Origin of the sequence: Paraburkholderia sp. IMGN_8, assembly GCF_038050405.1 — a bacterium.
In the GTDB taxonomy this organism is placed as follows: domain Bacteria; phylum Pseudomonadota; class Gammaproteobacteria; order Burkholderiales; family Burkholderiaceae; genus Paraburkholderia.
The window spans coordinates 302,157-321,059 of the sequence record NZ_CP150901.1 but is presented as its reverse complement, the minus strand read 5'-3'; the positions used below and the strand labels follow the sequence as shown (position 1 = coordinate 321,059).

Sequence of the window (18,903 nt, the reverse complement as noted above, 5' to 3'; positions counted from 1 at the left end):
AAGGGTCAGCGCCGGTTCGAACCCGACACTACGTCGATCCACACCGCGAGCACGAGAATGCTGCCCTTCACGATCATCTGCCAGTACGCATCGACGTCGAGCATCGACATGCCGTTGTCGAGGCTCGCCATCACCAGCGCGCCGATCAATGCCCCGTAGACCGTGCCGGAGCCGCCGCGCATCGACGTCCCGCCGATAAAGCATGCCGCGATCGCATCCAGCTCGCCCATCGAACCCGCCGACGGCGAGCCGGCTGCGAGCCGCGCCGTGTTGACGATACCGCCGAACGCGCACATCAACCCCATCAGCGCGAAGATCGCCAGCTTCACACGGTTGGTGTTCACACCGGATAGCCGCGTCGCTTCGAGATTCGAACCCACGGCATAGATGCGGCGGCCGAATACGGTCTGCGTCGCGATCCAAGTGAAGACGCCGAGCAGTGCGAGCAGCAGCAAAACCGGCACCGGTATGCCGCCATAGCGATCCAGCGTGGCGACGAACGCGGCCAGAATCACGCCCGCGCCGACAACCTTCGCGACGTCCTGCCAGACAGGCACGACCGTCAACTGATAGCGCTCGCGGTTGCGCCGTTGCCGCACGGTGAGAAAGGTCAGCAGCAGAAACAGCACGACGGCGAGCGTATCGCCCGCAAGTCGCGGTAAATACCCTTGACCGACGAAGACGAAATTGTCGGAGACCGGTGCGATGGTCGAACCGCCAGTCACGCCGAGCAGAATGCCGCGATACGCCAGCATGCCGCCCAGGCCGACGATGAACGACGGCACGCGCCGGTAGGTCGACCACCATCCGTTGAACATGCCCATGAGTACGCCGAGCAGCATCACAACCGGCAGTGTTACGCCGATCGGCCAATGGCGGTTGACGTCGAGAATCGCCGCGACGCCGCCGAGCAGACCCAGCAACGAGCCCACCGACAAATCGATCTCGCCGGCGATGATCACGAACACCATGCCGCACGCGAGCATGCCGGTAATCGACATTTGCCGCAGCAGATTCGACAGATTGCGTGGCGTGACGAACGCACCGTGTGTGAGAAACGAAAAGAACATCCAGATCGCGGCCACCGCGATCAGCAACGCAAGAATCTTGTAGCGCGCGAACAGTTGCTGAATGCGCTGCGGGCCGCCGAATGCGCCTTGCGGCGCGGCATTGTCGGCGCGTTGGGAAGTGACGTCGGGAGTCATGCGGCACTCGCTGCGGTTAGTGCGGTTGGGTTTAGGGATCGTTGCACGGGACGGATCGCGGCGCTGAGAATGTCCTCCTGCGTGAGGCCGTCGTTGATGAAATCGCCGCGCAATTCGCCTTCGCCGATTACCAGCACGCGATCGCTGATACCGAGCACTTCCGGCAATTCGGACGACACCATCACGATCGACACGCCGCGCTGTGCAAGCTGAAAAATCAGTTTGTAGATTTCGTATTTCGCGCCCACGTCGACGCCGCGGGTCGGTTCGTCGAGGATCAGCACTTTGGGGTCGGTCAGCAGCATGCGCGTCAGCACGGCCTTTTGCTGATTGCCTCCTGACAGGCTTGCAATCGACAGCATCGGATGCGCGGCACGCACCGACAGCCGCTTCATCTCCGTGTGAATCGTATCGAGCTCGGCGGCGGAATCGATACGGCCACCCGTCGCAAAGCGCTGCAACACTGCGAGCGTGATGTTGTGACCGACGCTCAGATTCGGCACGATGCCATGCCGCTTGCGGTCCTCAGGCACCATGCCGATGCCCGCACGAATCGCATCTATCGGCGCGCGAATTTTCAACGGCTTGCCTTCCATTACAACCGTCGCTTCGCTCACCCCCGGATACGCGCCGAAGATCGCCTGCATCAACTCCGTGCGCCCCGCGCCCACCAAACCGGCGACGCCGAGAATTTCACCGCGCCGCAGCGCAAACGACACGTCGTTCACACGCTTGCGACGCGGATTGGTGACATCGAAACAGGTGACGTGGCGCGCTTCGAAGATCACGTCGCCGATCGGATGCGGTTCGCGTGGAAACAGGTTCTTGATTTCCCGGCCGACCATCATCGCGATGATGCGCTCGGTAGTCAGCGCACGCATCGGCTCGGTTGCGACGTGCCGGCCGTCGCGAATCACGCTGATGGTGTCGCACACGGCTTCGACTTCGTCGAGCTTGTGCGAGATGTATACGCAGGCTACGCCGCGCCGCTTCAGATCGCGCACGATGTCGAGCAGGATGCGCGTTTCCGAGGCCGTCAGCGACGACGACGGTTCATCGAGAATCAGCAGCTTCGCGCGCTTGTTCAGCGCCTTTGCGATCTCGATCAGTTGCTGGTGCCCGCCGCCGTAATTCATCACCGGCTGCGCGACGTTGATGCCGCCGATATCGAGTTCACGCAGCAACTCGTCGGCGCGCTGATACATCGCGGCGTAATTCATCCGGCCGCCTGGCAGCGTGATTTCATTGCCGAGGAAGATGTTCTCCGCTACCGACAATTCCGGCACCAGCATCAATTCCTGGTGAATGATGATGATGCCGGCCCGCTCGGTGTCGCGTACGCTTGCGGCCTTTAGCGGCTCGCCTTCCCAGATGATTTCGCCATCCCAGGTACCGTACGGGTAAACGCCGGACAACACTTTCATCAGCGTCGATTTTCCCGCGCCGTTTTCGCCGCACAAGCCGATGCACTCGCCCCGCGCGACCGTCAGGTCGATGCCGTCGAGCGCCTTCACGCCGGAGAACGCTTTGACAATGCCGCGCATCGTCAGTAAGGGTTGCGTCATTCGCTATGCCTCGCTGCAAGGCGCGCGGCGGCACCGGTACGCGTAATACACACCGATGCCCACCGCGCATGCGTTACGCTCATTGGCTCGCGAGCTGGGCCTGGGTATAGAAGCCGTCCTTGACGACGATATCGACGTTGCTCTTCGTCAGCAATGTTGGTTGCAGCAGTACCGTGTCGACCTTCTTCTTGCCGTTGTCGTACTGCGCGTTATAGGCCGGCTTTTGGCCCTTCGCAAGCGCGACCGAGAGTTTCGCGGCTTCGCCTGCGATCAGCTTCAGCGGCTTGTACACGGTCATCGTTTGCGTGCCGGCGATCACGCGCTTCACCGCCGCGAGGTCCGCGTCCTGCCCCGAGATCGGCACCTTGCCCGCCATATGCTGTGCGGCAAGCGCCTGAATCGCGCCGCCCGCAGTGCCGTCGTTCGACGCGACGATCGCATCGATCTTGTTGTTGTTCGCCGTCAGCGCATCCTCGACGATGCGCAACGCCGTCGACGCACTCCACTCAGGCACCCACTGCTGGCCGACCACCTTGATGTCGCCTTTATCGATGGCGGGCTTCAACACTTTGAGCTGCCCCTCGCGCAGCATCTTCGCGTTGTTGTCGGTCGGCGCGCCGCCGAGCAGGAAGTAATTGCCCTTCGGTTGTGCATTGAAGACACCCTGTGCCTGCATTTCTCCCACTTTCTCGTTATCGAACGAGATATAGGCATCGACATCGGCATCGAGAATCAACCGGTCATACGAGACGACCTTGATGCCCGCTTTCTTCGCTTCGGCGATCACGTTGCCGAGCGTCTTCGAATTGAACGGCACGATGACGATCACGTCGACGCCGCGCGAAATCAGGTTTTCGATCTGCGAGATCTGTCGCTCCTCGCTTGCGTCGGCCGACTGCACCGACACTTTCGCGCCGAGCTTTTCCGCAGCCGCGACGAAGTAATCTCGATCGCGCGACCAGCGCTCGACGCGCAGATCGTCGATACAGAAGCCAATTTCCGGATGATCCTTGCTTGCATGCGCGAGCGGCGCAACAAGCGACAGGCTGGCGAGTATCGCTCCACATACGAGCGAACTCAGAACGGTACGGCGCGTTGCGATTTTCATGTCTGTCTCCTTCTTCTGATAGCCGGAATACCGGATTGGACGGCCTGCGCTGCGAGCCACACAGCCGACGAACGACAACCCAAAACTCCTGTCTCCGCGCGGTCAACGTGGCCACGCGATTCTTTTAATTTTTTGCCGGCCGCGTCTCGCGGCCTTCACTACCAGCGTGCTTCAGCGCACGCCATAAATCGCCTGATTCACCACGTTTTCCAGCCGTTCCTGCTGGCCGCTCGCATGCTGAGGATTCAGGCCACGGGACAGCGCGTCCGTAGCAAGCGTCGACAGCGAATAGCCGCCGGACAGGATCTTGCGGCCGAACTCCGTGTCCCAGCCCGCATAACGCTGACGCTTGAACTGTTCGAGACGGTCGTTCTCAATCAACGCTGCCGCGCGCTCGACCGCGAGCGCCAGATTGTCGATCGCACCGATGTGGCCGTAAAACAGATCCTCGGCATCAACGCTTTGCCGCCGAACTTTGGCATCGAAGTTCATGCCGCCGGTCGTGAAGCCGCCGTGTTTGAGGATCTCGTGGAAGGCCAGCGTCAGTTCCTCGACGCTGTTCGGAAACTGGTCGGTGTCCCAGCCGTTTTGCGGATCGCCGCGATTCGCATCGACGCTGCCGAAAATGCCGAGCGCAAACGCGGTCGCGATCTCGTGATGAAACGAGTGGCCGGCAAGCGTCGCGTGATTGGCCTCGATATTCACGCGGATTTCATCCTGCAGCCCGTATTGCAGCAGGAAGCCATGCACGGTCGCCACGTCGTGATCGTATTGATGTTTGGTCGGCTCCTGCGGCTTCGGTTCGATCAGCAAAGTGCCTTTGAAGCCGATCTTATGCGCATGCTCGACCACCATGTGGAGAAAGCGGGCGAACTGATCGCGTTCGCGCACGAGGTCGGTATTGAGCAGCGTGTCATAACCTTCGCGGCCGCCCCACAATACATAGTTCTCGCCGCCGAGCCGTTGCGTCGCGTCAAGCGCGTGGCGCACCTGAGTCGCCGCAAATGCAAAAATTTCCGGATCCGGACTGGTTGCCGCCCCTGCCGCGTAACGCGGATGCGAGAACAGATTGGCCGTGCCCCACAGCAATTTGATGCCGGTGTCCTGCTGCTTGCGCGCCAGATAGTCGGTAATGCGCCCGAAGTTCTCGCTGTATTCCTTCAGAGTCTCGCCTTCGGGCGAGACATCGGTATCGTGAAAGGTGTAGTAAGGCGTGCCGAGCTTCGTGAAGAATTCAAAGGCGGAATCGGCCTTTTGCTGTGCACGCTCCATCGCGTCGCCGGCTTGCTGCCATGGACGCCGAAACGTTCCCTCCCCGAAGATATCGACACCGGGCCAGACGAACGTGTGCCAATAGCAGACGGCGATACGCAAATGTTCTTCGAGTGTCTTGCCAAGCACAGGCTTGTTCTTGTCGTAATGGTGATACGCAAGCGGGTTATCCGATTGCGGACCTTCGTAGCGAATTTCGGGAATGTGTTCGAAGTAGGACATCAGCGTCTCCTGTTTATGTTGCACTGCAACCTGCGCAACATCATGTGCGGGTCGACAAGGTGACGCCATGCTGACGCTTGCGACAGGCACCGGCAATTGCGAAATTGCACAGCGTGCTTGATGTTTCTTACCGCTTATGCGTTTGGTCCACACCGGCGCGATCTTCAGGGCCTAGAATAACCAGACGCTTAAAAAACCCGTGCGGCATTCGATGCCCACCCAACAGGAGACGATGGCTCAGCGGTTCCTGACGATCCGCCCGCCGCCACTGCCATGACCCGCCCTCAAACGCCACAGACGACCCATCGGATCGCGCTGCTGTTCAACGCGAACAAGGTGTACGACCGCGAGATCATCACGGGCATCGGCAATTACCTGCTGTCGACGCGCGTGGCCTGGGACCTGTTCCTCGAAGAAGATTTTCGTTGCCGGCTGGCGGGCATCGAGCGCTTCGACGGCGACGGCATCATCGCGGATTTCGACGATCCCGCGGTGGGCGAAGCGCTGCGCGACAGTCCGTTGCCGGTCGTCGCGGTCGGCTCTTCGTTTGAAGATCCGGCTCACTATCCTCCGGACTTACCCTATATCGCGACCGACAACGCGAAGCTCGTCTCGCTCGCTTATACGCATCTGATCGGCGTGGGTCTGGAGCACTTCGCTTTGTATAGCCTTCCGCAGGCGCAGCAGAACCGCTGGGCTCAGCAGCGCGAATTGGCGTTCGCTCATCTGCGCAGTGCGGACGGCCACAGCGCAAAGCAGATCGACACCGAGATCTATCGCGGCCTGTCGACCAGCGCGCCATCATGGAATCAGGCAACCGAGCAACTCACGGCATGGTTGCGCCAGTTGCCGAAACCGGTCGGCATCGTCGCGGTGACCGACGCGCGTGCGCGGCATCTGCTGCAAGCGTGTCTGATCGCCGGTATCCCTGTGCCTGAAGAAGTGGCGATCATCGGCATCGACAACGATCCGCTCACGCGTACGTTGACCCGCATTCCGCTTTCTTCGGTGATTCAAGGCACCGAAGAAATGGGCCGCACCGCCGCGCACCTGCTGCACCAGATGCTGCGCGGCGCGCGCTTCCCGGGGCGCCGCATTCTCGTGCCGCCGGTCGGCATCAACGTGCTCGAATCGACGAAACACCAGCCGCTCGCGAGCCCGTATGTGATGCGTGCGCGGCACTTCATCCGGCAGTACGCATGCCAGGGGATTCGCACCGAACAGGTTGCCGATTACGTGGGCGTATCGCGCTCGTCGCTCGAAGAATATTTCCGGCGCGAATTGCAGTGCACCGTGCATCAGGAAATCCTGCGTCATAAACTCGATGTCGCGAAGGCGCTGCTTGCGAAGCGCGATGCGTCGAGCGCGGAGGTGGCGATCCGTTGCGGCTTCTCGTCGCTGCAGTACATGTACGCGGTATTTCGCCGGGAACTGGGCTGTACGCCGCGCGAGTATCAGGATCGCGCGAATTCGGCGGCAGCACCCGGCTGAAACTGCTTTCTTCTTCTATCTCGACCGACGACATGATCAGCATCGCAACAATTTCTTCCGAGCCGTGGGGCGTATTGCCCGGTGGCGATTCTGTCCGGCTCTTCACGCTGCGCAACACGCACGGCATGAAAATCGCCATCAGCGACCTGGGCGCGACGCTGGTCTCGTGGCATGCACCGGATCGCGCCGGACGGCTCGGCGATATCCTGCTCGGGCACGACACGCCCGCCGAATATGTCACGGCGATCACCTACATGGGCGGTCTGGTCGGCCGGTGGGCGAACCGCATTGCCGATGCGCGCTTCACGCTCGACGGCATCGAATACACGCTGGATCGCAACGAAGGGAGCAACCTGTTGCATGGCGGCACACAGGGCTTTCATCGCGCGCTATGGGACGTCAGCGAGGACAACGGCTCGCTGGTGATGCGGCTCGAATCGCCGGAAGGCGACGCCGGATTTCCGGGCAACGTGACGGTGCAGGTGCGCTACACGCTCGACGACGACGGCACGTTGACGATCGCCTACGAAGCCGTCACCGATGCGCCGACACCGCTCAATCTGACAAGCCATCCTTACTTCAACCTGTCAGGTCGGCCGGGCAGCGACATCCGCGGACATGTGTTGTCTATCGACGCCGATACGTTCTTTGAAGTCGATGCGGCACTGATTCCTTGCAAGCGTGCCGACGTAGCAGGCAATGCGTTCGACTTTCGGCAAAGCGCGCCGATCGGCGCGCGGCTGGACTGGCCGCATGCGCAGCTTGCGCGGGCGGGTGGCTTCGATCATTGCTACGTGCTGCGTGACATCGCCGACGGCGAATCGGAGGTACGCCGGGTGGCCTGCGCATACGATCCTGGCAGCGGACGCGAGCTGACCGTGTCGACCGATCAGCGCGGCTTGCAGTTTTACACTGGTAATGCGCTGAATGGCGATACGGGACGCGGCGGCATCGCATACCAGCCTCACGCCGGGCTTTGCCTCGAAGCGGGCGGCTTTCCGAATCAGGTCAACATGGCTGAGCAGGAGCAGATCATCGTGCGGGCCGGCAATGCGTATCGTCAGGTGACCCAGTATCGGATCGGCGTACGCAGCGGCGTTTAAGCCGACTCCTCATGCTTTAACGCAGGCTTCCTTACAATTCCGACTTGCTATTTCCTGCAAGACTGAATTACGAGATCAGGGGTTTCCCCTGGGACACCCGCTTCCTAGAATCTGTTCATCGGTCGCCGAACACGTGTTGCGGCGCCGGACAAAACAATTCTCGGAGAGAAGCATCATGAAATCGCTGATCAAAGCAGTGGCACTGGCGGTCGTTTTCGCCGCCCCGGTCGCTTCGTTCGCGCAATCGGAGCAACCGCTCACGCGTGCGGAGGTCAAGGCTCAATTGCGTCAACTCGAGCAAGCAGGCTACAACCCTGCCGCCACAAACGACTCAAGCTACCCCGCGGACATTCAGGCTGCAGAAGCACGCGTTGCGGCACAAAATGCCACCGCGCAAGCCGACACTACCGGCTATGGTCCTTCCGCGAGCGGTGCGTCGCAGGCCGGTCACAACGGCGACGCTGTGAACGCGAATCCGCAAGAGCCAGTCATGGGCGGCCAGTAAGGCGCTGCCGTCGCGCAGTTCGATGCGAGCCGTGCTTCACGCATGCGCTCGCATGAGTGCATTTTCATGCGTGCATGACCATGACAGCACAGTGTCAGAAAATCCTTTGACGAAAATAATGGCTCATATATCCTAAGGCGGAAGTTCGGTGGTCCTTGCAGTGTGGTCGATCTGCATCAGCGAGGACTTCTACTCAACGTCGCTTCGGGTTCCATCGTGAAAGTCCGTGGTCCATTGGTGAGATACCAGCCTGGTCGGGAAAGAACGTTCCTGTCCGGCTGCTCGATCGCTCATCAGGGGAGCAACTGCGCTTCGCCATCCCGCCCCCTGTCCATCGATACCGTGTTGTCGCGTCGCTCCGTCCGGCGGCACAACGTCATTGCAGCACCTGCAGCCATTGCGGTGCGAACTGACGAAATCGCGTCGCTTCTGCCTTAGTCCCCCTTCTGTTTTCGCGAGTCAGTGTTGCATGCGATGGACCGTTCGTTAAGCGGTCAAGCGCCTGCAATGCGTTTGCATGTCCGCGCATCGCAAGTTGTTTTGCTAACGCTCGACAGCTGATAGCGCTCGCCCATCCGTATTCCTTTTAGCTCTGCTGTGCGCTTGCGCTGCGGCAGGCGGCGTCACGTTCCTTTTCGTCCGCATCCTTGCGGGATGCGCGGAACGTGTGGGCCGTCGCGCATCTGCGCTGCGTCGAAAACTGAAGATTGAAATCCAGGAGATCGTGAAATGAAGATTCGTCATGCCAAGCTTCTTTCGCTCACCGGCACGATACTGTGCTCGCTGACCGCTTTGACCGCGATGGACACTGCGCGCGCCGCGGACACGACGCTCAATGTCTACAACTGGTCGGACTACATCGCCAAAGACACGATTGCCAACTTCGAAAAGCAATCCGGCATCACGGTGAAATACGACAACTACGACAGCGACGATACGCTGCAGGCCAAACTGCTGGCAGGCAGTTCCGGCTACGACATTGTGGTGCCGACATCGAGTTATATGGCGCGTCAGATCGAGGCCGGCGTGTATCAGAAGATCGACAAATCGAAGATGCCGAACCTCGCGAACCTCGACCCCGGCATGATGAAACTGATCGCCGACGCGGACCCTGGCAATCAATATGGCGTGCCTTGGGCGTGGGGCACCGGCGGTGTCGGCTATAACGTTCAGTCAGTGAAGAAAGCGCTCGGCGCGGATGCGCCTGTGGATAGCTGGGCGCTGCTATTCGACCCGGCCTATCTGTCGAAGGTCAAAAGCTGCGGCGTGTCGTTCCTCGACTCGGCCGCCGATGTTTTCCCCGCCGTGCTCCAGTACATGCATAAGGACCCGAACAGCGCAAACCCCGGCGATTACCAGGCCGCGTATGAAGTGCTGAAGAAGGTGCGGCCGTATATCACGCAGTTCAATTCGTCCGGGTACATCAACGATCTGGCGAACAACGACATTTGTGTGGCGTTCGGGTATTCGGGCGATGTTGGGATTGCGCGGAGGCGTGCGTCGGAAGCGAAGCGTTCGTATGAGGTGAAGTTCTCGAATATCAAGGACGCGGGCTTGCTGTGGATGGATGTGATGGTGATTCCGAAAGACGCGCCGCATCCGGAAGCGGCGATGAAGTGGATGAACTATATCGAGGATCCGAAGGTTAGTGCTGCGATCACGAATGAGGTGTTCTATCCGACTGCCAACCGTGCGGCGCGGCAATTTGTGACGCCGGCCATTGAGCAGGACACGAATGTGTATCCGCCTGAGGCGGTGCTGAACAAGATGACGTTGATGCGCCCGCAGACTGCACCGATCATGCGGCTTGAGAATCGGCTGTGGGCGCAGTTGAAGTCGGGAGGTTGAGGGGTTTAATTGTTGTGCTTTGCTGCTGTTAGGTGACGCCTTTTGAGCGTGGCGCATGCAGTGGGTGTGTGCGCTGCGCCCTTTTTGAAGCTTTGTTTTTTTAACTCTGGTTGTATTAGAGCCATTATGAGCATTTTGAACATTGTTGATTTCGCGCAGCCTGCTAAGGAAAGTGTTGAGTACATGCCGAAACCTGAGGCGGTTCTTTCGGGCGATCCCGTGCAAGCGGTTCATACGCACTTTGCTAGTCCGTGTGGGCAGCTCGCGGCGGGTGTTTGGGAAGGTGCGTGCGGTAAATGGACTGTGAACTTCACCGAGAGCGAGTACTGCGAGATTCTTGAAGGCGTGTCGGTGATTCGGGATGCGGATGGCACGGCGAAGACCGTGCGCGCTGGGGATCGGTTTTTGATTCCGGCGGGGTTTAGGGGGACTTGGGAAGTTGTTGAACCGTGCCGGAAGATTTTTGTTTCGGTGGAGTTTAAGGCTTAGGTGGCTGTTTTTTTGCCGTGGTGGTGGCGGTGACCTGGATGAAGAAAGAGGCGCTAGCTGTTGCGCCTCTTCTTGTTGGTGCGGTGCCCGCTATTTTGGTGGGTTAGTGCTGTGCTGCAACCGGCTGCTGCGCGTCTGCTCTTACGCTTGTCGTCGCGCTTTTAGCAGGAGTTCGTTTGCGCTGTATTGTGTTCGCGTTGGGTGGCGCTTCCTTCGCCGACTGTGCGGCCTCTTCAAGAAGACGCGCCGCGCGGTTCGCCGTGATTCGGCTTTGAGGAATTCCCTTAGCATCGAGCGCGATCACCTGGAACAGTTCACGGTCGCATACAAGCTCCTGCTGATATTGCTCTGCCGTGTCGACGAGCAATTCAAGGAGGGTCTGTTGACGCCGCCGTTCTTCGAGCGTCACAGCAGGATTCCTACATATCGACGCCGCAAGTGTGACCAAAGTGTCTAGTTGGCTCAGTTGCCGGTCGCAGAGACCAAAAGCCGACAGCGCAAGCTTCTCGTACTGGAGTGCGTCGACAGGCGGGCGTGAAGCGCGTCGTGATTGTTTTGCGGATTTGCTCATGGTGCGATCTCCCTGTTACTTCCTCGGATCGCCCGACACTCGCTTGCAAAGTGGGTGAGCGGGCACGTAGCGGGGTTAGCAGACCGGGTCAGAAACCAACCGGCGAGCCTTGCGGCTCCCCCACCACGACCCGCCCATTGAAATATAGACGTGCAGGAGTGGACGCACGACCCGCCTGGGCGGGTGTGCGGTTTCTGACTACAGGCTGCTAAACCTGGCCGCCGGGTGTTTCCCGATGGCTTGATGATTATAAATCAGAGCGAGGGGGTAGGTTTCAACCAGGTGGGCTAAACGGTCAAGTTTGGCCGATTGGATAAGGCTTCGACGGACTCATTCCGCGCGGTAATTCAAGTTTGGCAGGGGGCCAAGACGGCCGCTCGGATGCTCAGGGCGTCGGTGGTCGGCCCGCCGTTTTGGCCTAAAGATGGCTACGCTCTCTGTGGAGCCGAACGCAAGCAAATGGATGAAAAGCAAACTTGCGGCACGTTAGCCCACACAATCCAGTATGGCTGGTAGCAGCCCTCCGCATCCGGCGGAGGCAGGCGGTCAACACGCTACATTAGCTAACTAGGAGATGCTTTAGCCGACGTTCCGCTTATTCTGTACTGCCACCGGCGGGTCATCGGCCATTACCGTCATTCGAATATCGGCGTTGGTCAGGCGGCTACGGGTCGCCTTCCTGACATTCGCAAGTCGGCTGGCACGAATGACCGGTCTCACGGAAGCCGAATTCGTACTTTCGACCCACTCCGGCCACTGGACCAAGCATGACTCCAACGGCAGCTTTCTTGGGAGTATCGGTCGCACGTGCATTTTGTCAGTGCCGTGGTTCGCGATGGCCCTCCCTAGGAAAAGAACTTCGAACTAAGAGTAGGCAAACAGGGGCGTAACGCTCTTTTTGACCATTTTCATCCAATAAACGAGCAACAGCGTACAGGATGAGCGTGAGGGCCACGCCCGCGCATGGTGGTGCGCTCCAGTTGGCCGCCCGAGCTCAATAGCCCGCCGTGAAGCGGCGCTGGACGTGGCGGGGCTCTTCGATCTCGTCGAGAATGGCGAACGCGAAGTCCTCGTAGGAGATGTGGCTCCGGCCAGCGTCATCGATGAGGAGCTGGTCACCGCCAATGCGGAAGCGGCCCGTGCGATCGCCGGCGTAGACCTCGGCGGAGGGGCTGGCGCATGTCCAGCGCCGGTTCGACACGCGCAGGACGTTTAGCGCATCGCGGTGCCCCTTGGCCGCCTCGGCATAGGCCTCCGGAACCCCGATGCTTCGGAACACTTGGCGCAGCCGGTCGTCGTCGTCGTCGGTGGTCACGCCCGGCGCGATCTCAAGGTTCGCTGCGCCGCCGACCACTATCGCGCGCGTGGCGATCCGGCGCTCCAGCGCTCTGACTAAGTTCTGAGCGACCCGCGCATATGCGGTCGGATCGGCGATCGCCCGCTGGAGGGCGTCGCCGACGTCCCGGGCCGAATTGCCCGGATGATAGGCGCTGACCACGACGTCGACCGATGCCACGACCGCGCCCAGCGCCTCGAGGTCGAAGACATCGAGGTCGCGCCACATCGCGCCTTTCGCCACCGCGCCGCTCCGCGTGAAGGCTGTGACGTCATGCCGGCGGGTGGTCGCCTCGGCGTGTATCCGCGACCCAATATTCCCGCTCGCTCCGATGATCCCGATCTTCATGTGACCCTCCTTTGTTCAATGACGCGATCAGTTGGATTAGAGGCCGCGTCACTCGTGTAGACAGGCGGACCGGGACATACTCATCGGCAACGGGCGAGAATATTTTCGTCAGGCCAAGATGAGCTAATTCGCGTCCGTCTGGGGGATTGTGGCCCCTCGGCCAGGACAGTGGCGTGCAAGCCCTCAGGAGGCCGGCGCGGTCTCGACGAAACTCCGCCGTTGGGAATGCAGCGCAAAGTACCGGCGGACCGCGGGCGCTTCGGCGACGATCTCGGCCGCTTCCGGTCGGCGGAGTGCTGGATTCAGTGTGGCGAGCAGCAACGCGTCGGCGAAGGTGAAGCGGTTCGCCGCCAGATAGTCGCGGCCGTTCAGCCGCGCCTCCAGCACCGTGAGGCTCAATGCGGCTTTATGGCCTCAGCGAGGGTGTTGTGGACTTGCACCAACCCACGACACTCACCAGTTGGATCAGCGAGTCCGGCGTCCAGCGGACTGCCCAATCTGACAGATCTCGAACAGAATTTTTATCGCTTCTCCTGCAGTGGGACTCTGTATGAGATCCCCCATTAGTTGTCCTGCGACTGAGGCACACGACGTAAGTGTGACGCCAGATTGGGTAAGACGAAGAAACGCAGCCTCTTCGGTCCGGGGAGAAAGACCGCCGCAGGCATCGACAACCACCTGCACGTCATAGCCCCGTTCGGCACCCGACAGTGCAGAGTGCTGGACCGCCACTTCTGTGAGCACGCCAGCGACGAGCAACGTTTTGCGTCCGAGGCTGGCGATTTTGTCGGTTGTCGGAATGTGCGTGAACGCGTTTGAGGTTGTTCGCGCGGGCGCCGAAAGACCTAAGTTACCTAGCGCATTTTCAATTTCCGGAGTTACGAGCGTCGGTCCCTCCAACATCGCGGTGCTGACAATAGTCGGCACACCGAACACACGCGCAAGCTTCGCCAACGATATGGCCGCAGCTCGCAGACTGGCTTGCTCCACCGTTCTTGACAGCTCGGTGATGCCTTCTTGAAAATCAATTAAGAGGAAGGCGATTTCGTTCGGATTGATTGGTAGGGCGGACATACAGGTCTCCTCGGTAACTTCTAAAGAACAATGCCAACGGTATATCTTTCAATACTCATCGATGGTCGGTGTTCGGTCAGATCGTTTTCGACTACTCGAGATTCCAGGTGCGGTAACTCACCTTGCCGGCATCGTCGATTTCCATTTCGAATACGGCAAGCACACTATTCAGTTCGCTTAGCGCCCCACCGGCGTTTTCGAACGTGAGGGCACCTCGATAGATGCGCGAGTGCTTGGATTTTTCGATATACGTGCCGCCGGTAATTCCACGGTAGACGGCCGTATCATTTGCATCAGTCCGCAACCCGCCTTTCCACTCTCCGTACAGCGTACCGTCGGGGCGGATAACAGATATGAGGCTTCCAAGATCGGTATAGTGAACGTCGCGAAATGACCCAGCAGTTTCGTACGTCGTCTCAACTTTCGCCGATCCAGTTTCGACCGACAGAACGCGCCGGACTGTAAGCTTTCCCGTCTCTTCGGTTAGCAGGGCTCCAATTGTCAGCATTTAACTTGTCCTTTTTAAGTTTCCTCAGCGAAACAGTGCAGAACGACTTCGTCCGTGACTCCCTGGGACCAATCCACAGGGCGAGACCGTCTCCCAGCTAAGACGGATGAGGCCGGACCGGGTAATAGTCGCAGGGAAGGCCCTTCTCCGCGATGGCCGTGCGCACAGCGCGCACGAAGTTGCTGAACGGGGTGCCGAAGATTTCGACAGGGGTCTGCGCCGGCATCGCGGTTGTTCTCCCTGGGTTAGAGCCCATGGCGGACTGGCGCTCGGGGAGGATCCCGTCGACCTGATGGACGCCTTCGGTGATCTTCGGCATGTCGTTTCTCCTTGGGGCGACGGGCGCATCAGGCCTCCAGGACCATCGGCAGCTGGAACGCCGGAAGGAGCCTCTGGGCGAGCGGCTGCATGAACATCGTCAGCGCCGCGATCCCGTCCTTGTCCAACGACAGGAGCTGGATCGAGTGCGCGTTCCAGCGCCCCTCGGCGCCGAGGGTGTAGAGGGCGAAGGCCGGCTGCAGGTTTGCGCCGACCGGCACAAGCCGAAAACCCCGGTACGCCGGCCAGACGGCCCCAAAGAAGTCGCCGATAGAGCCGCGACCCTGATACCATTCTCGCCAGGGAGGCATCGCATAAACGGCGTCTTCCTTCAGAAGCGCCACGAATCGTTCCAAATCCTCGCTCTCCCAGGCCTGCACGTAGCGCTCGAGCAAGCTCCGCTGATGTTCATCTGTCATCGGGGCCTGTCGAACGTCGCGGTCGAGCGTGGCCAGCTTGGCCCGCGCGCGCTGCAGGGCGCTGTTCACGGACGCCACCGAAGCATCGAGCATGGAGGCGACGTCGATCGCAGACCAGCCCATGACGTCGGCCATCAACAGCACGGCCCGCTGGCGCGGGGGCAGTTGCTGGATCGCCGCGACGAACGCGAGCCGGACAGACTCACGTAGCTCGTAGCGGGCGTCCGGCCCTGCGGCAGTATCGGGGAGTGTTTCCAGCTCGGCGTCGGGATAGGGCTCGATCCACAGGGTCCCGGTATCCGGGCGCCCTTGCGGCCTCTGGGTCGCCGGCCCATCCAGCTGATCGGGCATCAACCGGCCGCGCCTCGAACGGCTCGCAATCATGTTCAGGGACACGTTGGTTGCAATCCGGTACAGCCAGTTCTTAATCGACGCGCGCGCCTCGAAGTCGTCGAAACCCCGCCAGGCCCGTAGCATGGTTTCCTGGACCGCGTCCTCAGCCTCGTGCAGAGACCCAAGCATGCGATAGCAGTGCAGCTTGAGCGCGCGGCGATGCAACTCGGCCGCCCTAGCGAAGTCGGCGCGACTGGGTAGAGTGTCGCCCACAGAGCTCACGAGTTCCTTGTCTTTCATGGCGACACCCTCGACTCTCCGACTGCGCAGCTCGTCCATCTTGGCATTTTCAGCTCGCCGCCGCGACGCCATCGGCCGAAATGGTGAAAATCGATCCCGGCTCCGCCGGTGGCTTCATTGCGATGTCGAGGACCGCCTTAGCGACATCCGCGGGCGACTGTCGCGGGCCCATGTTCTCGATGAACTTTTCCGCCGTAACACTGAGGTATTTGGCATAGCCGTTCACTGCGGCCTGCCCGAGGTCCGTCTCCGGCATCACGCGGGACGGCACAAGCGCGACGAAACGGATGCCGAGCTCGAGGCGGCCGGATTCGGCCTGGCAGTACTTGGCGATGAACATCTGCATGCGCTTGGCGCCGGCGTAGCCGCCGGAAATCGGCGACCCGCCGAGGCCGGCACCGCTCGAAATAATCACCACGACCGAGCCCGGCGCGAGCGGCGCCCGTAATGCCTCGCGGCAGAACAGGAAGGCCATCTTGGCGTCGACCTCCCAGTTCACGCCGAACTCGGCCCAGGTGAGCTCGGGTATCGGCCGGACCGGAGGAGTGGCGCCGCCGCAGATCACCAGCAGGTCGGGCCTCGCCTTGCGGAAGACCTTCCGCGGCGCGTCTTCAGAGGCAGCGTCCAGCGCCATCGTGTCGACGCCCGAAGTGGTCTTCGCGACCTCGGCCAGGCCGCGCGCCTGCCTGGCGACGGCCAGGACCTTCGCGCCTTCAGCCGACGCGCGCTGCACGATCTCGCGGCCGACGCCGCGGCTCGCGCCCAATACGACCACCCGCTTGCCTCGCAGCAAACCGTTCTCCTGCGACATGTTCAGATCTCCTTTGATATCTCTGTTGGTGTGGAGACCGCCTGCGGCGGGAAACTCATCGGTCCGGCAGAGACTTTTTGGTTTTGGGCTGCCACGCCGAAGCAAGCGGCAGCCCGCGGCTTAGTGCAGATAGACCTCGACGTGGATCTTGTTGGTGGCCAGGTCCGCATATCCCGAGCCCCAGGCTGACTTTGCATTGACCCACGAATAGGCGGTCGCGGCCGTTAGGAGATCGATCTTCACGGCGAGGTCGACCATCGGCTCACCTTCGCGCGGGGACCCGACGCCTACTGCCGAGAACGCGATCCGGCTGCCGTCATCGGTTTCGATGGCGCCCCGGAGCTCGAGCTCGCGGCGGCCGTCCGGACGCATACGCAGGTAGTCGATGCCGCGCATATTGCCCGTCACGCGGCCATTGACCGGGCCCGCGAGGGTGACGTCGAATTGCGCGCCTTGCAGCGGCACGCTCTGTCGTCCCGTAAACAACGCCTCCATGTCGGCGCCGTAGTCCGTCACACCGGTGATATCGAGATCGTATTCGAAGATTTTTTCGTAGCTCATGGCTTCTCTCCTGAGTGCCGGCGCAACCATTGCCGCCGTGGATGTTGTGGAGACCGGGGACTGCGAGAAAGTCATCGGTCGATCGCGATTTCTAGGCTCGGAATGCCGCGCGGCTGACGCCTGAAGTCCCTCGCATGGCCCGCCCCTTAGTCGACGATCAGCCCGCCCGTCAGGTTGGCCACGGTCCCGGTGAAACCGCTGCCGCGGTTCGAGGCCAAGAAGGCGGCTGTCTCCGCCACTTCGGCGACGGTGGTCGAACGCCGGCGGTGCGTCATGCCTTCGACGAAGCCTTGGAACTGTTCCCGGGTGATGCCCATGGCATCGGCATGCAGCGCGATCACCACGTCAATCGTCTCCGTCTCCGGCATACCGGTCGAGCGGATGCGACGAATCGGCATCCGTAGATGGTCAACTCCCGTCTGTAGCGACGGATCGAGTTGGCCGATGACCGGTTCAACACGGTTTACGCACTGAGGGTCCGCTGTTTGAACCAAAGTAGCCGTTCCGTTGATCGTGTGACGGTCATGGCGAACGGCGGCAATTGGCCGACTGTACGCGCTCAGCCCCTTCGCCGTAAGCCGCCGGTCGAGAGCATTCGCCCTGCGCTAGCGGCAGCTATTCGGCTCATATTTCAGCGGGTGCAACCGGCCATGAACTGCCGCTCGCAGTTACATTTCCATCGAATTCCTTTGGCGATGAGCTAAGCTGACTTGATGGCGATCGGACCAACGCCATCGTCGTTTGAGGGACGGTTTCGGGGCCGCCGTCGCTGGTCGTCGTACGTTGGCGTCCGGTTCTGAACACGTAAAACGACCCTCATTGGCCGCTTTGAAGCGGTTCATAAGAAGGGCCAAAAGCAATGGGCATTCGTCGCCGCTGCTCCCAGTTGTAGCTTGCTGATTCGCTAGCCCGTCCAAACGGCAAGCGTTCCGGCGACATCAATGTTTAAAAGGAGGATGGCAATGAAGTACATGATTAGCTGGTTCGAACGCACACAAGGTTCGCCTGTAGAGTACGAGAATGCGCAGAAGCGAATCCTTGATGTGTTTAGTCAGTGGAAGGCGCCAGACAACTTCAAGATCGAGTTTTTCGTGGTGCGTGTGGGAGAGTGGGGTGGGCACATGTTGGTTGACTGCGACGATCCGTTGGCGGTTCACAAAGTTTGCTCGACATTCCCTGCATTTGAATTTCGGGCGCACCCCGTAGTTGCCGTCGAGGACGCAGTCCGGGTCGAACTCGAAGCGATCGCCTGGCGAGACGGACTGAAAAGTAAGTGACATCCGAGAGGATCATGTCGCCTATACTGCGATTGAACCCGAGACACGGTCCTCCTTTTTGAGGTGGCCAGCGTCTTGGCACTGCCGCCGAGCCGCGGGCTGATCCCCGCTCAGTCGGACGGCCAACGGCCTGCACCCGCCGGCCGTCGTTGACCGTAAGCGTCCGCTTCAGGGAAGGATGAACGGCTGGAGCGGGTCGAAAGTACGAATTCGGCTTCCGTGAGACCGGTCATTCGCGC

20 protein-coding genes are annotated in these 18,903 nt (G+C 60.6%); 6 read left to right on the top strand and 14 right to left on the bottom strand.

Annotation, left to right across the window (positions count from 1 at the left end):
- Positions 1-5 precede the first annotated feature (5 nt).
- The 4 genes from WN982_RS22690 to xylA all read right to left on the bottom strand — a co-directional run bounded on the left by WN982_RS22690 (position 6) and on the right by xylA (position 5,372).
- Complete coding sequence (locus tag WN982_RS22690; protein WP_341317937.1) at positions 6-1,205, bottom strand: sugar ABC transporter permease; 1,200 nt, start codon at positions 1,203-1,205, stop codon at positions 6-8.
- Positions 1,202-2,770: a D-xylose ABC transporter ATP-binding protein gene (xylG, locus tag WN982_RS22685; RefSeq protein ID WP_341317936.1), complete on the bottom strand. Its 1,569-nt coding sequence runs from the start codon at positions 2,768-2,770 to the stop codon at positions 1,202-1,204. Before xylG ends, WN982_RS22690 begins: the two co-directional genes overlap by 4 nt.
- Positions 2,771-2,849: 79 nt before the next feature.
- Positions 2,850-3,878: a D-xylose ABC transporter substrate-binding protein gene (gene xylF, locus WN982_RS22680; RefSeq protein ID WP_341317935.1), complete on the bottom strand. Its 1,029-nt coding sequence runs from the start codon at positions 3,876-3,878 to the stop codon at positions 2,850-2,852.
- A 171-nt stretch (positions 3,879-4,049) separates the two neighbouring features.
- The gene (gene xylA / locus WN982_RS22675) at positions 4,050-5,372 is read right to left on the bottom strand and encodes a xylose isomerase (RefSeq protein ID WP_341317934.1); all 1,323 of its coding nucleotides are present in this window, start codon (positions 5,370-5,372) and stop codon (positions 4,050-4,052) included.
- A 273-nt stretch (positions 5,373-5,645) separates the two neighbouring features.
- Here xylA and WN982_RS22670 point away from each other — a divergent pair, with 273 nt between their 5' ends.
- The 5 genes from WN982_RS22670 to WN982_RS22650 all read left to right on the top strand — a co-directional run bounded on the left by WN982_RS22670 (position 5,646) and on the right by WN982_RS22650 (position 10,808).
- Entirely contained in the window at positions 5,646-6,863 is a 1,218-nt protein-coding gene (locus tag WN982_RS22670; protein ID WP_341317933.1) for a DNA-binding transcriptional regulator, read from the top strand.
- A 32-nt stretch (positions 6,864-6,895) separates the two neighbouring features.
- A complete protein-coding gene (locus WN982_RS22665; protein ID WP_341317932.1) occupies positions 6,896-7,966 on the top strand; it encodes an aldose epimerase family protein in 1,071 nt (356 codons plus the stop codon).
- A 175-nt stretch (positions 7,967-8,141) separates the two neighbouring features.
- Positions 8,142-8,471, top strand: coding sequence for a DUF4148 domain-containing protein (locus WN982_RS22660; RefSeq protein ID WP_341317931.1), 330 nt, complete (start codon positions 8,142-8,144; stop codon positions 8,469-8,471).
- Positions 8,472-9,272: 801 nt separating this feature from the next.
- Positions 9,273-10,319, top strand: a complete 1,047-nt coding sequence (locus tag WN982_RS22655; RefSeq protein ID WP_341319596.1) for a polyamine ABC transporter substrate-binding protein — start codon at positions 9,273-9,275, stop codon at positions 10,317-10,319.
- 126 nt (positions 10,320-10,445) lie between these two features.
- Positions 10,446-10,808 (top strand): cupin domain-containing protein, encoded by a 363-nt coding sequence (locus tag WN982_RS22650; protein ID WP_341317930.1) that lies wholly within the window; start codon positions 10,446-10,448, stop codon positions 10,806-10,808.
- A 103-nt stretch (positions 10,809-10,911) separates the two neighbouring features.
- Here WN982_RS22650 and WN982_RS22645 read toward each other — a convergent pair whose 3' ends face one another.
- From WN982_RS22645 to WN982_RS22600, 10 genes are all read right to left on the bottom strand, one after another.
- Positions 10,912-11,379 carry a hypothetical protein gene (locus WN982_RS22645; RefSeq protein WP_341317929.1) on the bottom strand — a complete coding sequence of 156 codons (468 nt, stop codon included), beginning with the start codon at positions 11,377-11,379 and terminating at the stop codon, positions 10,912-10,914.
- Positions 11,380-12,373: 994 nt separating this feature from the next.
- Entirely contained in the window at positions 12,374-13,063 is a 690-nt protein-coding gene (locus tag WN982_RS22640; protein ID WP_341317928.1) for an NAD(P)H-binding protein, read from the bottom strand.
- Positions 13,064-13,246: 183 nt separating this feature from the next.
- Positions 13,247-13,462: a glutathione binding-like protein gene (locus WN982_RS22635; protein WP_341317927.1), complete on the bottom strand. Its 216-nt coding sequence runs from the start codon at positions 13,460-13,462 to the stop codon at positions 13,247-13,249.
- 66 nt (positions 13,463-13,528) lie between these two features.
- The gene (locus WN982_RS22630; protein ID WP_341317926.1) at positions 13,529-14,137 is read right to left on the bottom strand and encodes an isochorismatase family protein; all 609 of its coding nucleotides are present in this window, start codon (positions 14,135-14,137) and stop codon (positions 13,529-13,531) included.
- 91 nt (positions 14,138-14,228) lie between these two features.
- Positions 14,229-14,645 carry a hypothetical protein gene (locus tag WN982_RS22625; protein ID WP_341317925.1) on the bottom strand — a complete coding sequence of 139 codons (417 nt, stop codon included), beginning with the start codon at positions 14,643-14,645 and terminating at the stop codon, positions 14,229-14,231.
- Positions 14,646-14,742: 97 nt separating this feature from the next.
- Positions 14,743-14,964 (bottom strand): hypothetical protein, encoded by a 222-nt coding sequence (locus WN982_RS22620; protein WP_341317924.1) that lies wholly within the window; start codon positions 14,962-14,964, stop codon positions 14,743-14,745.
- Positions 14,965-14,992: 28 nt separating this feature from the next.
- Positions 14,993-16,015 carry a sigma-70 family RNA polymerase sigma factor gene (locus WN982_RS22615; protein ID WP_341317923.1) on the bottom strand — a complete coding sequence of 341 codons (1,023 nt, stop codon included), beginning with the start codon at positions 16,013-16,015 and terminating at the stop codon, positions 14,993-14,995.
- 49 nt (positions 16,016-16,064) lie between these two features.
- Positions 16,065-16,826 (bottom strand): SDR family oxidoreductase, encoded by a 762-nt coding sequence (locus WN982_RS22610; protein ID WP_341317922.1) that lies wholly within the window; start codon positions 16,824-16,826, stop codon positions 16,065-16,067.
- Between the two features lie 120 nt (positions 16,827-16,946).
- Positions 16,947-17,387 carry a DUF3237 family protein gene (locus WN982_RS22605; RefSeq protein ID WP_341317921.1) on the bottom strand — a complete coding sequence of 147 codons (441 nt, stop codon included), beginning with the start codon at positions 17,385-17,387 and terminating at the stop codon, positions 16,947-16,949.
- Positions 17,388-17,533: 146 nt separating this feature from the next.
- Positions 17,534-17,785: a hypothetical protein gene (locus tag WN982_RS22600; RefSeq protein ID WP_341317920.1), complete on the bottom strand. Its 252-nt coding sequence runs from the start codon at positions 17,783-17,785 to the stop codon at positions 17,534-17,536.
- A gap of 564 nt (positions 17,786-18,349) precedes the next feature.
- On the opposite strand from WN982_RS22600, the gene WN982_RS22595 reads away from it, so the two are divergent.
- Positions 18,350-18,664, top strand: coding sequence for a DUF3303 family protein (locus tag WN982_RS22595; RefSeq protein WP_341317919.1), 315 nt, complete (start codon positions 18,350-18,352; stop codon positions 18,662-18,664).
- Positions 18,665-18,903 lie beyond the last annotated feature (239 nt).